Below are 14,087 nucleotides of genomic sequence, written 5' to 3'. Positions count from 1 at the left end.
ATAGAAACAGAAGCCACTGGAGCACCTCAAAAACACCATCATACACTAAATCAGTAAGTTGGCAGCATCACCTGGAATCGTATATCAAACTTTCCAATATCATGAAGAGCAATGAAAAATAACAGCCAGGCCTTCACCCTCTGTTTTGATAGCATTTCATTTCGGCAAAAAGCATTTTGTAGTACGACTGATTGATCCCACCAGCAATCTGCAACAGCTGCAACATCCAGGCAATGATAAATCAACAGATGAATATCATTTCCTTTCGTCAGGCTTTTTGAGGATTTCCCCCAGTAATGACATATATATTTAAAAGGTTCCATTAATAGCCTCCCTGTTTTTTTAGTATTATCGATGATATCAGTGGACTATTTTTCGATGCTGCTCATAAATATCGAATTACAGTGATATACACATGTCTTGCCTCCCTGCAAAGAAGAGACTAACATCCGAATTGCTTAGGTTCGAACGCTGGCCTCAGGTTGATAGAAATATCACCTGGGGCTTTTGTCCATCTGGAACCTCGCGAATGCTTAACGCCAGACAGCCTCAAGCACCCGACGCCATTCTATACCTGATAATTCTTCCAGCGGCGTTCACGTTTAAAATCAGGAATACTGCTCGCAAAATAAAAACGCCCCCATCATTTCTGACAGAGGCATTTAATTTATCCGGCAATATTTACCCTTCGTGCAATCCACATTCCCTTTTTAAGCCAAAGAAACGTGTTTCTTCTTCCGACATGCCGGGTTCCCATTTACGGGTTGTATGGGTATCGCCCACCGATAAATATCCTTCGTCCCATAATGGGTGATATTTCAGGCCATGTTTTTGCAGGTACTGATAAATAGTTCGGTTATCCCAGTCGATAATCGGCAGCACTTTAAATACGCCACGCTGAATTGCCAGCACCGGTAAATTGGCGCGGCTGCCGGATTGTTCACGGCGCAGGCCAGCAAACCACGTTTGCGCGTTAAGTTCTTTCAGCGCCCGGTTCATCGGTTCGACTTTGTTGATGTCATTGTACTTTTCAATGCCTTCAACGCCCTGTTCCCACAGTTTTCCGTAGCGTGCTTCCTGCCAGGCTGCGCTTTCGGTAGCACGGTACACTTTCAGGTTGAGCTTGAGTTTGTCCGTTAACTCGTCAATAAAGCGGTAGGTTTCCGGGAACAAGTAACCCGTATCGGTGAGGATCACCGGAATATCCGGGCGAATTTGATTCACCAGATGCAGGCTCACCGCCGCCTGAATGCCAAAGCTGGAAGAAAGTACATATTCACCGGGCAGATTATCCAGCGCCCAGGCTACGCGGCCTTCAGCGTCCAGTTTTTCCAGTTCGGCGTTAGTTTCTGCCAGCGCCAGAATGCGATCTACCTTCGGCAGTTCGTTCAGGGCGTTTAGATCGAGTTTGGACATAGATTCCTCACTGTTTGCCTTGCCTGATGCGACGCTCACGCGTCTTATCAGGCCTACAAGACCGGGCTGATGGTTAATCCCACAAATCGCGCGCCGGATCGAGCACCGGGCGAATGATGCCCGCACGCACCGTAAAGTCGCCGAAGCCTTCACCCGCTTCGCGCTCTTTCGCCCAGCGCCCTATCAGTTCATCAAGCGACGCCAGGATTTCCGGCTCGGTGATGTTTTCTTTATACATCCGTGGGATACGTGTCCCAATGCGGTTGCCGCCAAGATGCAGATTGTAGCGACCCGGTGCTTTACCCACCAGGCCCACTTCCGCCAGCATCGCGCGACCACAACCGTTCGGGCAGCCTGTGACACGCATCACGATATGCTCATCGCTGACACCATGTTTCGCCATTAAATTATCGATGTTGTCGATAAAAGACGGCAGCAAACGCTCCGCTTCCGCCATCGCCAGCGGGCAAGTCGGGAACGAGACGCAGGCCATTGAGTTTTCACGCTGCGGCGTGACGGCATTCATTAACCCGCTCTCTTTGGCGATCTTCTCGATCTTCGCTTTCTCGCTTTCCGGCACACCGGCGATGATCAGATTCTGGTTCGCCGTAATGCGGAAATCGCCTTTGTGGATCTTCGCGATCTCCAGCAGGCCGGTTTTCAGCGGACGCCCCGGATAATCAAGGATTCGGCCATTTTCGATAAACAGCGTCAGGTGCCATTTGTCATCAATGCCTTTTACCCAACCAATGCGATCGCCGCGCCCTGTAAATTCATACGGGCGGATCGGTTCGAATTTGATCCCCGCGCGACGTTCCACTTCCGCTTTAAATGTCTCAACACCCACGCGCTCCAGCGTGTATTTGGTTTTGGCATTTTTACGATCGGTACGGTTACCCCAATCGCGCTGAGTCGTCACGACGGCTTCCGCCACCGCCAGGGTATGCTCCAGCGGCAGATAACCAAACTCGCTCGCCGTGCGGGCGTAGGTTTTCTTATTACCGTGTTCGATGGAAAGCCCGCCGCCCACCAGCAGGTTAAAGCCTACCAGCTTGCCGTTTTCGGCGATTGCCACGAAGTTCATGTCGTTGGCATGCAGATCGATATCGTTCTGCGGCGGGATCACTACCGTGGTTTTGAATTTACGCGGCAAATAAGTCTGACCGAGGATCGGTTCTTCATCGGTGGTGGCGACTTTTTCCTGATCGAGCCAGATCTCCGCATACGCGCGGGTACGCGGCAGCAGATGTTCAGAGATTTTCTTCGCCCATTCATACGCTTCCGCGTGTAGCTGCGACTCGTAAGGGTTCGAGGTGCAGAGTACGTTACGGTTCATGTCGTTAGCGGTCGCCAGCGCATCAAGACCGACCGAGTGCAGCATCTGGTGCACCGGTTTGACGTTCTTTTTCAGAATGCCGTGGAACTGAAACGTCTGGCGGTTGGTCAGGCGAATGCTGCCATAGATGGTGTTTTCACCGGCAAATTTGTCGATCGCCTGCCACTGTTTAGTGGTAATCACCCCACCCGGCAGACGACAGCGAAGCAGCATCGCGTGGCGCGGCTCCAGCTTCTGTTCAGCACGTTCGGCGCGGATGTCGCGGTCATCCTGCTGATACATGCCGTGGAAGCGGATCAGCAGGAAGTTGTCGCCCTTAAAGCCGCCGGTCAGACCGTCGTTTAAATCTTCCGCAATGGTGCCGCGCAGGTAGTTGCTTTCAAGCTTCATGCGCTCGGCGTCTGTCAGTTTTCCTTCGACCACTAAAGGCCCTGGATGTTTTTCGCTCATTAGTAGACATCTCGCTGATAACGGCGCTCTACGCGCAGCTCACTTAAAAATTCATCCGCCGCTTCGGTGTCCATGCCACCAAATTCGGCAATCACTTCCAGAAGTGCCTGCTCAACGTCTTTCGCCATGCGATTAGCGTCGCCGCAGACATAAATGTGGGCACCGTCATTGATCCAGCGCCACAGCTCCGCGCCCTGTTCGCGCAGTTTGTCTTGTACGTAAACTTTTTCTTTTTGATCGCGCGACCAGGCAAGATCGATACGTGTCAGCACGCCCTCTTTGACGTAGCGCTGCCACTCCACCTGGTAGAGGAAATCTTCCGTAAAATGCGGGTTGCCAAAGAACAGCCAGTTTTTACCCGGTGCTTCATCGGCAGCACGTTGCTGCATAAAGGCGCGGAACGGCGCGATACCGGTGCCTGGGCCAATCATAATCACCGGGGTTTCTGGATTGGCTGGTAGGCGGAAGTTATCGTTATGTTCGATAAATACGCGGACTTCGCCCTCTTCTTCCACGCGGTCAGCGAGGAAGCTGGAGGCACCACCGGCACGGGCGCGGCCTTCCACGTCGTAACGCACCACACCAACGGTGACGTGTACTTCGTTCTCGACTTCCGCCTGCGAGGAGGCAATGGAATAGAGACGCGGCGTCAGCGGGCGCAGCAGATTAATTAGCGCTTCGGCATCAAGCTGTGCCGGGGAGAAACGCACCATGTCAACAATCGGCGTCGTCGCGGCGTAATGCTGTAACTTCGCTTTATCGCCCACCAGCGGCAGCAGTGTTTCGCTGCGGGTAAGCGTGGCGTAATTCTCAACAATGTTGGCGGTGTTGACGGTCAGTTCGAAGTGCCACTGTAGCGCTTCGTTCAGAGGCAACGTTTTGCCCTCGACGGTGACAGGTTCATCGCCTTTCAGCCACAGCAGTTCGACAAGTTCTTTCACCAGTGCCGGATCGTTCTGATACCAGACACCCAGCGCGTCACCCGGCTGGTAACGCAGGCCCGAGTCACCTAAGTCAATTTCGATATGGCGAACGTCTTTTTCAGAGTTACGCCCGGTAATTTTCTGGTTAACAGAGAGGCTCGCCACCAGCGGCGAGTCTTTGCTGTACGGGCTGGTGTGGATTTCATTTACCGCGCCAGTAGCGACGGATTGCGAAGGTGCCGCGACAGGCGCACGCGATTTAAGCGCATCAACCACGCGAGCGCGCCACTCGCTGGCAGCGGTCTGGTATTCAACGTCGGCATCGACACGGTCGAGCAGGCGTTCACCGCCCAGTTCCGCCAGCTTGCTGTCAAAATCTTTCCCGGACTGACAGAAAAATTCATAAGAGCTATCGCCGAGGCTAAACACGGCAAATGCGGTGTTTTCCAGCTTCGGCGCTTTTTTGGAGAACAGGAACTTATGCAGCGCGACGGCTTCTTCCGGCGGTTCCCCTTCTCCTTGCGTTGACGTCACCACGATAAGCAGTTTTTCGCTGGCGATTTGTTTGAATTTATAGTCGCCCGCGTTCACCAGTTTAACGTTCAGTTTTGCCGTCAATAAATCATCGCGTAATGCTTCAGCAACCCGGCGCGCATTGCCGGTTTGCGAGGCGGAGATAATAGTTATACCCGGCATTTCTGCGGCTGGCGCTGGCGTCGCTGCAAGCGCAGCAGGCTGCTGATTGAGCACGCCCCAGAAATAGCCAGAAACCCAGGCAAGCTGGGTGGGAGTTAAATCGGTCGTGGCCGCCTGAAGGCGTGCCAGTTGCTCCGGGTTCAACGGAAGCAACGCGGAAGGTGGGACCTGTGTCGTCATGCGTCGTTATGTTCCAGTAAGCAAAGCTGTTTCTGCGCCCTGTCAGCGCCCATAAAACAGAAGAGAAGGTAAGGTTAACGGGGCAAACGGTGTGGATTAAAGACGGGATAGCGATAACTAATAACCAAATCGACTAACCTGTTTTAGCAATAGTCTTTAACAACAAAATAGATTAACCAACCTAATGAAAAACAAATGAATTTAGCCAATCATTAAGATAAATCAGCGATTTTGCGCAACAAAGTCGTTTTAGATAATGCGAAAAAACAGCCTTTCCGGTACTCTACGGCGGTTTTATCGTCCTGTAGAGAAATTATGATGTCCACCACGTTATTTAAAGATTTCACCTTCGAAGCCGCTCACCGCTTACCACACGTCCCGGAAGGGCATAAATGTGGTCGCCTGCACGGGCATTCCTTTATGGTGCGACTGGAAATTACCGGGGAAGTCGATCCGCATACGGGCTGGATTATCGATTTCGCTGAACTAAAAGCGGCGTTTAAACCAACCTACGAGCGCCTCGATCACCATTATCTCAATGATATTCCAGGTCTGGAAAACCCAACCAGCGAGGTTTTAGCAAAATGGATTTGGGATCAGGTTAAACCCGTTGTGCCGCTGTTAAGTGCGGTGATGGTAAAAGAAACCTGCACCGCAGGGTGTATCTATCGCGGCGAATGATAAGAGTGTGTCGGCGGTCAATTTCCCTTAAGTAACGCTATGTTAGGGTGTTGTGTTCTGGATATCTGGGGCATGACATGGAAGACGACTGCGACATTATTATTATTGGTGCCGGTATTGCAGGCACCGCTTGCGCGTTACGCTGCGCGCGAGCGGGTTTATCCGTTTTGTTACTGGAACGCGCTGAAATCCCCGGCAGCAAAAATCTTTCCGGCGGGCGGTTATATACCCATGCACTCGCGGAACTCCTCCCTCAGTTTCATCTGACTGCGCCTCTTGAACGACGCATCACTCACGAAAGCCTTTCCCTGTTAACGCCCGATGGCGCAACGACGTTTTCCAGCTTACAGCCCGGCGGTGAATCCTGGAGTGTATTACGTGCACGGTTCGATCCGTGGCTGGTTGCCGAAGCCGAAAAAGAAGGTGTCGAATGCATCCCCGGAGCGACGGTGGATGCACTGTATGAAGAAAACGGCAGGGTGTGTGGTGTCATTTGTGGTGACGATATTCTCCGTGCCCGTTATGTGGTGCTGGCAGAAGGTGCCAACAGCGTCCTGGCTGAGCGTCACGGGTTAGTGACTCGTCCTGCTGGCGAAGCGATGGCGTTGGGGATCAAAGAAGTGCTGTCGCTGGAACCATCCGCTATTGAAGAACGTTTTCATCTGGAGAATAACGAAGGCGCAGCGTTGCTGTTCAGCGGCAGGATCTGTGATGACTTACCCGGCGGCGCATTTCTTTATACTAATCAACAAACGCTCTCGTTAGGGATTGTTTGCCCGCTCTCTTCCCTTACGCAAAGTCGTGTTCCGGCAAGCGAGCTGCTGACTCGCTTTAAAGCGCATCCGGCAGTGCGCCCGCTTATCAAAAACACGGAATCACTGGAGTATGGTGCGCATCTGGTGCCAGAAGGTGGCTTGCACAGTATGCCGGTGCAATACGCCGGTAACGGCTGGCTGCTGGTGGGCGATGCGTTGCGCAGTTGCGTCAATACCAGAATTTCCGTGCGCGGCATGGATATGGCGCTGACTGGCGCGCAGGCGGCGGCACAAACGCTGATAAGCGCCTGCCAGCACCGCGAGCCGCAAAATCTGTTTGCGCTTTATCATCACAACGTCGAGCGCAGCCTGCTGTGGGATATTCTACAGCGTTATCAGCATGTTCCGGCGCTTTTGCAACGCCCTGGCTGGTATCGGGCGTGGCCTGCGTTAATGCAGGATATTTCCCGCGATTTATGGGATCAGGGTGATAAACCTGTTCCACCGCTGCGCCAGTTATTCTGGCGTCATTTACGTCGTCATGGCCTGTGGCATCTGGCGGGCGATGTTATCAGGAGTGTTCGATGTCTGTAGCCCATAATCTCTGGCGCGTTGCTGATGCGCCGCACATTGTTCCGGCTGACTCCGTTGAGCGTCAGATGGTACAACGGTTGATTAACGCCTGTCCGGCAGGTCTTTTTTCGCTCACACCGGAAGGTGACTTACGCGTTGATTATCACGGCTGCCTGGAGTGTGGCACCTGCCGTTTGCTGTGCGACGAATCCACACTACAACAGTGGCGCTATCCGCCTTCCGGATTCGGCATCACCTACCGCTTTGGATAAATAATAAGGATAATTTATGCCCCTCTTACACCTGCTCCGCCAGAATCCGGTGATTGCTGCCGTTAAAGATAATGCCAGCCTGCAACTGGCAATCGACTCTGAATGCCAGTTTATTTCCGTGTTGTACGGCAATATCTGCACCATCAGTAATATCGTTAAAAAGATTAAGAACGCCGGGAAATATGCTTTTATTCATGTTGATTTGCTGGAAGGCGCGTCAAATAAAGAAGTCGTTATTCAGTTTTTGAAACTGGTGACCGAGGCGGACGGCATTATCAGTACCAAAGCCTCAATGTTGAAAGCGGCAAGAGCGGAAGGTTTTTTCTGTATTCATCGCCTGTTTATTGTTGATTCAATTTCGTTTCACAACATTGATAAGCAAGTTGCGCAATCGAATCCGGATTGTATTGAGATCCTGCCAGGCTGTATGCCCAAAGTGCTGGGCTGGGTGACAGAGAAAATCCACCAACCGCTGATTGCCGGTGGGCTGGTGTGCGATGAAGAAGATGCGCGTAATGCGATTAACGCGGGTGTCGTGGCGCTTTCCACCACGAATACCGGGGTCTGGACGTTAGCGAAAAAATTACTTTGACGGGATAATCGTAACCAATTGAATTTGGTTTGATTTGTAGGCCGCACGCCACATCCGACATTCAGCGCCTGATGCGACGCTTGACGCGTCTTATCAGGCCTACAAGTCCCCAGGCCAGAACCGTAGGCAGGATCATCCGGCAACACGTTATTGGCAATCTGCGTGAATGTTTGTCACCAGTGCCTCCAGCACCACTTTCCAGTCATCAACCACGCCAACATCTGCCTGTGAAAATACCGCAGCGCTGGCGTCATGATTAATCGCCACCACAAACTTGCTATTGCGTACGCCCGCCATTAACGCTGCTGCGCCAGAAGCGCCAACAACAATACACACCTCAGGTGCCAGCAGATGTCCGGAAATACCAATCACTTTTTCAGCATCAACGCCACCGTTCATCACTCGCGCCCGACTGTAGCCCACTTCGGCTCCCAGCTTTTCTGCCAGCATAGCGATTTCCTGGTTATCTGCCTCTCCGCCCTGCCCCACCACCAGCACCCGTCTGGCCTCAGCTAATGGGTCGCGGGTAACATTTTTCAGATCCTCTGTGCTAACCAGCCAGTCCGGAAGCGCACCCGGGACAATGTTCAGTTGTTGCATTCCAGAGGGCAACGTGGCGTTTTTCGCTGCTCCCGCCTGACGCGCCAGGGAAAGGCATAACGGGCGTTTTTCTGTTTGCAGCGTCGCCGTTAACGCATTTCCCCAGTGGGATTTGCGCATGCTTACGGTTGGAATATCTAACGAAGTCACCTGACAGATGCTTGCACCATGTAAACGCCAGGCCAGCCGGGTCGACAGTTCATCGCCAAACGTTCCCGGCGGAAAGAGAACAACGTCCGCAGGCGTTCGCTGCCACTGTTCTACCAGCGCATCCAGCACCTGTTCCGCCACTACAGGCTGTGGTTCTATTTGCCAGTGCGCCAGGGTACAACCGCTGAAATCCTGCGCCGCCAGCCAGCCCGCTAATGCGGCATTCTCCTGATTTATTGTCACAATTGCGATATTCATGGCTGCATCCTTTGGCGTAAATAGTCCTGCCATAGCTTTTGCGCTTTTTCTGCTACCGTTTTCCCATCAATCAGCGTTGCTCCGCGTCGTTGCTCTGCTCTTGCCAGTTGCAGACACTGCATCGCTGGCAATTCGGCAGCAACAGTCTTACGGATAATTTCTGCTTTCCCCGCAGCCATTCGCTGGCGCATTCCCGGTACTGGCAAGGCCACTTCACCACACTGGCGCACGGCAATCACCGCAGGCAAGCGAACCCGGCAACAACGCAACCCATGTTCAGTACGCTGTTCGAGGGTGATAAACGGCGCGTCGAGAGTGAAACGCTCCACCTGGGTGAAGCAGGGCCAGCCCAGCATTTCCGCCAGCAAAAATGGCGTTTGCCCATTCTGCCCTTCGCTGCTTTGGCAGCCGGTAATTATCAGATCCAGCGGATTCTGACGCTGCCATTCGGCAATATGGCGAGCGACAAATTCCGGCGCAAAGCGCAGATCTGCCGCCGTCTCCAGCAATACAGCTTCCTCAAACCCAAGAGCCATGAGATAGCGCAGCCAGTGCAACGCCCGTTCATCCCCCATGCTCAACGCAGTTAAAGACATCGACGTACCGTTTTTTCTCTGCGCCAACAGCAGCGCGGCGGCAGCCTGTTCATCAGCACCGAGTAAACTTCGCAGTAACGAAACATCCGGTCCGCTATTACCCTGAGACGCCGCCTGCCACTCTTTTTCCGCCAGCATTCCGGCATCCGGTTCGGCTTTAAACGCTAACAGAATGTTCATTAGCACCTCCTACATTTCCCGCCGCCACCAGCGGGAGTGCTTTGGTTTCTGGTGCCCATAGCCAGGTCACGACAAAACCAACTAACAACACTGTCGCCAGGAGCAATAAGGTGACTTGCATTCCCCACTGCGCCAGCACCCACGGTAGCAGGCCAGTACTTACTGCCGCCCCCAACCGACTCATAGCGGTGGCAAAACCGACGCCCAGCGAGCGAATGTCAGTAGGAAAACTTTCCGCAGGCAAAATGCCCACCAGATTACTGACTGCCGAAATGGTGGTGCTGAAGAGAACAAAAAGCAGCAGCGTTAATGAACTGCCGGCAGGCAAACAGGCCATCACTACCAGCGTTGCCGCCAGCAGCAAAAAACTTCCCAGCAAAAATTTGCGATGTGCCAGCAGGTGCGTCAGAACTAATCCCAGCAGCGCGCCTACAATTAACAACGCATTAAGCATCAGGCTGGCAGTCAGCGCATCTTCCAGACCAATAGTCTGGGCGATAGTTGGCAGCCAGGTATAAATCACAAACCATGGGATTACGAGGCAGACAAAGAAGACGCTGTTAAACGCCGTGCGCCGCCAGTAACGCGAAGAGAACAAGGTTTTGATGTGTTTATGGGTCGCCGTTACCACTTCATCGCCCAGTAAAACATGGGGACCAAAATAGCGATGCACGATAGCGTGAGCTTCTGCAAAACGCCCCTGGCGCAGTAGCCAGCGTGGCGATTCTGGCGTTCCCCAGCGTAATAACGTAATCAACAACGCGGGCAGAGCTGCCGATGCCAACAGCCAGCGCCAGGCCTCCGGGTTTTCGGAAATAAAGTGATGTCCGGCAATACTTGCCAGCACATAACCTACGGTCCACACCACGCTGAATGCGCCCAGCAAAATACCGCGATGGCGGCGCGGGGAAAATTCAGCCAGCAAGGTGTGACCAACTGAGTAATCGCCTCCCAGCCCAATGCCGATCAAAATGCGCAGCCCAATAAGATGCTCTGGCTTGGTGGCAAAAAATTGCAAGAACGAAGCGAGCGTAATCAGCAAAAAGCTGAAGGTGAAGATTTTTTGCCGACCAATATGGTCGGAGATCCACCCAAGAACCAGGCTGCCAAGAAACAAACCAAGGAGCGCCGAGCCGCCGATCATTCCCGCCATAAACGGCGTCAGTTGCATGGCGGGCGTAAGCTGAATAATGGCGTAACCAATGACGCCGAGAACATAACCGTCGGTCAGGTGTGCGCCGAAAGTGAGCGCAGCAATTCGACAGTGAAAACGGTTAAGCGGTAAATCATCCATTCGCACCGGTGAAGTGTTCATCTTTACCCCTTCATTGTCCGGTAATAAGAACGGCTTCTCGCCTGAGAAGCCGAAAAGGCAACGCCCCGTCATCGCGGAACGCTGCCTGATACATTATTTTTCAATCGGATAGATAGTACCCGTATTCATAATGCCGTTAGGATCAAACTGCTTTTTCAGCCCTTCCAGCAACGCCCACGCGCTGCCGTGTTCCAGCTTGCTCCAGTGAACGCGATGTTTACCAATGCCGTGGTGGTGCACCATCGAACCGCCGAGGCGAATGGTTTCTTCACAGATGATTTTGTTGAGCGGATTGTGGTACTTGTCGATTTCCTCTTCCGGCTTACAGTCAACGACGTTGTAGTCGTAGACGAAGTACATGTTGGTGCCGTTCTGATAGCTATGAGAGGAGTGACCGCCCAGCATGGTGATGTCGTCGGCGTGCGGGAACTCAGTACGAATACGGTTAATAACGCTTTCGTAGATTTCGTGGATGCAGCTCCAGCAGCCGGACACTTCAGTGGTAAAGCCCATGTTGCCGGTTTTGAGGATCTGCACACGTTCGGCAGCCACTTTATCCGGTCCCCAGTTCAGGTTGTTAAACCAGGTTTCGATCAGCTTGCTGTCCACGCGCTGGCATTGCGGGTAGCGGGCAACGATTTCCGCAATCCCTTCGCCCGTCGCCTTCGCAATGCGAGGGTTACCTTCAGCCATAAAGATCAGCACGCATTTTCCGTCTGCAAAATGGGTGAAGTGTTGGGTGCCATCTTCAGCGTCATACAAACGAGCGATCGACGGACGATACCCTTCCACCATGACTTCACGCAGGATGTTGAAGCCGGTTTTCATGTCTTCCAGGATATAGCCGTAGAAGAGGTTGTTTTCCGGGGTGAATTTAAAGATTTTCACTGTTACTTCAGTGATATAGCAAAGTGCACCTTCGTTACCGATGATGATGTGGCGAATGTCCGGGCCAGCCGCGCGGCGTGGCACGTTTTTAATGCGTGTGACGGTGCCATCAGCCAATACTGCTTCCAGACCAACGACCATATCTTCGATTGCGCCGTAGAGTGTGGAGAACTGCCCGATACTGCGGGTTGCTACCAGGCCGCCCATCTGAGCCAGCGGCTTTGACTGCGGAGAATGCCCCGTGGTGTAACCTTTTTCACGCAACGCATTTTCCAGCACCTCCAGCGGAACTCCACATTGCGCCGTCGCCTGCATATTCTCAATATCAATATTAATGATTTGATTCATGGCGGAGCCGTCGAGCACCACCGAGTTTTCCACAACGGTTTCCAGCCCACCTTCAGTGGCGGAAGCGCCGGTACGCGGCACACCGTTAATTTTGTGCGCATTCATAAAATTCAGCACACGGGATACTTGCTCTGTGGAACCGAGTTTTACGACCGCTGCCGGAATCGGCAAAGTATAAATGCCATGAATATCCGGAAATTTACGAAAACGGTCAATACTGTTCTTCTTTAATACTGTTTCATCGGTAATTACGCGATCTGCACCAACAATTTCCTTTAGTTGGTCGACAATCGCTGCGCGAGATAAAGACATAGTAATTCCTTCCTGATAATAAAAATGGAATAATCATTAATAAGAGAAAACAGAAACCACCGTTATGGATTAGCGCACTAAATAACCACCATCGACCACTAATAAATGCCCATTGACATAATTTGAAGCCGGACTTGCGAGGAATACAGCTGCGCCCATTAAATCCTGAGTATCGCCCCAACGGTTTGCCGGAATATGATCAAGAACGCGCTGATTGGTTTCTGGATTACTGCGTGTCGCCAGCGTAATATCTGTTGCATAATAGCCAGGGGCAATACCATTTACCTGAATATTATATTGACCTAGTTCATCACAATAAGCTTTGGTGAATCCGGCAAGAGCATGTTTAGTGGCAGAATATGCAGGTGACCATTGTCCACCTAAGTAAGAGAACAATGAACAGATATTAATAATTTTGCCGCTTTTCTGCGGGATCATAATTTTTGCAGCTTCATAGCTTAACTCGAATGCGGCGGTCAGGTTCACATCAATCATCGGATCCCAGTCGGCACGACCGAAGTCCAGCACCTTATTCAGCTTACAAATACCGGCATTGTTTACCAGAATATCAACTGTACCGAAACGCTCACAGCAAGCAGCGATAATCTTCTGCGGCGCGCCTTCTGCGGTGATATCCACCTGCATGAAGTCCACCTCAACACCCTGTTTTTCAATCATTTCCTTTGTTTCGCCGTTATCTTTGACGAAACTAGGAATAAAGATATTTGCGCCAGCTTTGGCCAACGCCATGGCAAATGCCTGGCCTAAACCGCTATTCCCACCGGTAACAATTGCGGTTTTACCTTTCAGTGAGAAAAAATCCATTGAGAACGCATTGAGAGATTCGATTGACATAGTTAGCTCCAATTTCCGTAAGGCAAAAAAAAAGAAAGGTAACTTCCCCCGCGAGAGGGAAGTTACCTTTCTCATTATCTCTGGTAACTGGAGATAATTTTTAGCATAACGGCATAACTGCTAATGTGATCGTAATCACAGTGTGATATTCGTATTGTCAAATAGTTTTAAAAAGCAGAAGCGTGATTACTCTCACACAACACCTCTGCTTTCCATGTTATTTCTTATTGCAATTACTAGAGACCTGAGAAAAGTAATCCACCTGAAAGGGCGGCTTACTTTTCTCTTTTTTTTGTCTATTACAAATGGGAATACGATATGCAACACAACTCATATCGCCGTTGGATAACCCTCGCGATAATTAGTTTTAGCGGCGGCGTTAGTTTTGACCTAGCTTATTTACGTTATATTTATCAAATTCCCATGGCGAAATTTATGGGATTCAGCAATACCGAGATAGGTTTAATAATGAGTACCTTTGGTATTGCGGCTATTATTCTTTATGCCCCCAGCGGCGTTATTGCCGATAAATTTTCACACCGCAAAATGATTACTTCCGCGATGATCATTACCGGATTACTGGGTCTGTTAATGGCAACGTATCCACCGCTGTGGGTAATGCTCTGTATTCAGGTCGCCGGTGATGCTGCCAACTTACTGATTTAGTGTATGATGGTGTTTTTGAGGTGCTCCAGTGGCTTCTGTTTCTAT

General features: G+C 51.6%; 12 protein-coding genes and 2 pseudogenes. 5 read left to right on the top strand and 9 right to left on the bottom strand.

The genetic code is table 11. The annotated features are described in order from the left end of the window. Window positions 1-71: 71 nt before the first annotated feature. From RTW80_RS20835 to cysJ, 4 genes and pseudogenes are all read right to left on the bottom strand, one after another. Window positions 72-323 (bottom strand): annotated as a pseudogene (locus RTW80_RS20835) (HD domain-containing protein); the annotation flags it as partial. A 358-nt stretch (window positions 324-681) separates the two neighbouring features. Beyond that, window positions 682-1,416: a phosphoadenosine phosphosulfate reductase gene (gene cysH, locus RTW80_RS20830; RefSeq protein WP_000039851.1), complete on the bottom strand. Its 735-nt coding sequence runs from the start codon at window positions 1,414-1,416 to the stop codon at window positions 682-684. A 73-nt stretch (window positions 1,417-1,489) separates the two neighbouring features. After that, on the bottom strand, window positions 1,490-3,202 hold the full coding sequence (gene cysI, locus RTW80_RS20825; RefSeq protein WP_312720044.1) for an assimilatory sulfite reductase (NADPH) hemoprotein subunit: 1,713 nt from the start codon (window positions 3,200-3,202) through the stop codon (window positions 1,490-1,492). Beyond that, window positions 3,202-5,001 (bottom strand): NADPH-dependent assimilatory sulfite reductase flavoprotein subunit, encoded by a 1,800-nt coding sequence (gene cysJ, locus RTW80_RS20820; protein ID WP_000211941.1) that lies wholly within the window; start codon window positions 4,999-5,001, stop codon window positions 3,202-3,204. The genes cysI and cysJ overlap by 1 nt, the downstream gene beginning before the upstream one ends. A 318-nt stretch (window positions 5,002-5,319) precedes the next feature. On the opposite strand from cysJ, the gene queD reads away from it, so the two are divergent. The 4 genes from queD (at window position 5,320) to RTW80_RS20800 (ending at window position 7,874) form a co-directional block, all read left to right on the top strand. After that, on the top strand, window positions 5,320-5,682 hold the full coding sequence (gene queD, locus RTW80_RS20815; RefSeq protein WP_000108294.1) for a 6-carboxytetrahydropterin synthase QueD: 363 nt from the start codon (window positions 5,320-5,322) through the stop codon (window positions 5,680-5,682). Window positions 5,683-5,759: 77 nt separating this feature from the next. Beyond that, complete coding sequence (locus tag RTW80_RS20810; protein ID WP_312720040.1) at window positions 5,760-7,031, top strand: FAD-dependent oxidoreductase; 1,272 nt, start codon at window positions 5,760-5,762, stop codon at window positions 7,029-7,031. Further along, on the top strand, window positions 7,022-7,282 hold the full coding sequence (locus RTW80_RS20805; RefSeq protein ID WP_000109367.1) for a ferredoxin family protein: 261 nt from the start codon (window positions 7,022-7,024) through the stop codon (window positions 7,280-7,282). Before RTW80_RS20810 ends, RTW80_RS20805 begins: the two co-directional genes overlap by 10 nt. Window positions 7,283-7,298: 16 nt before the next feature. After that, on the top strand, window positions 7,299-7,874 hold the full coding sequence (locus tag RTW80_RS20800) for a glycerol-3-phosphate responsive antiterminator (protein ID WP_063119326.1): 576 nt from the start codon (window positions 7,299-7,301) through the stop codon (window positions 7,872-7,874). A gap of 147 nt (window positions 7,875-8,021) precedes the next feature. On the opposite strand, the gene RTW80_RS20795 is transcribed toward RTW80_RS20800, so the two are convergent. The 5 genes from RTW80_RS20795 to RTW80_RS20775 all read right to left on the bottom strand — a co-directional run bounded on the left by RTW80_RS20795 (window position 8,022) and on the right by RTW80_RS20775 (window position 13,376). Next, entirely contained in the window at window positions 8,022-8,882 is an 861-nt protein-coding gene (locus RTW80_RS20795; protein WP_012135960.1) for an electron transfer flavoprotein subunit alpha/FixB family protein, read from the bottom strand. Then, a complete protein-coding gene (locus RTW80_RS20790; RefSeq protein ID WP_033548472.1) occupies window positions 8,879-9,658 on the bottom strand; it encodes an electron transfer flavoprotein subunit beta/FixA family protein in 780 nt (259 codons plus the stop codon). The genes RTW80_RS20795 and RTW80_RS20790 overlap by 4 nt, the downstream gene beginning before the upstream one ends. Continuing rightward, window positions 9,636-11,045 (bottom strand): MFS transporter, encoded by a 1,410-nt coding sequence (locus RTW80_RS20785; protein WP_000147661.1) that lies wholly within the window; start codon window positions 11,043-11,045, stop codon window positions 9,636-9,638. The genes RTW80_RS20790 and RTW80_RS20785 overlap by 23 nt, the downstream gene beginning before the upstream one ends. Before the next feature lie 21 nt (window positions 11,046-11,066). After that, window positions 11,067-12,521 (bottom strand): FAD-binding oxidoreductase, encoded by a 1,455-nt coding sequence (locus RTW80_RS20780; protein WP_000059312.1) that lies wholly within the window; start codon window positions 12,519-12,521, stop codon window positions 11,067-11,069. Between the two features lie 69 nt (window positions 12,522-12,590). Continuing rightward, window positions 12,591-13,376 carry an SDR family oxidoreductase gene (locus tag RTW80_RS20775; protein ID WP_000021321.1) on the bottom strand — a complete coding sequence of 262 codons (786 nt, stop codon included), beginning with the start codon at window positions 13,374-13,376 and terminating at the stop codon, window positions 12,591-12,593. A gap of 318 nt (window positions 13,377-13,694) precedes the next feature. Here RTW80_RS20775 and RTW80_RS20770 point away from each other — a divergent pair. Next, window positions 13,695-14,039 (top strand): annotated as a pseudogene (locus RTW80_RS20770) (MFS transporter); the annotation flags it as partial. Window positions 14,040-14,087: the final 48 nt, after the last annotated feature.

Source organism: Escherichia sp. AM3, assembly GCF_032029835.1.
Taxonomy (GTDB): domain Bacteria; phylum Pseudomonadota; class Gammaproteobacteria; order Enterobacterales; family Enterobacteriaceae; genus Escherichia; species Escherichia coli.
The sequence above is the reverse complement of the archived record's forward strand: the minus strand, read 5'-3'. Positions and strand labels throughout refer to the sequence as shown.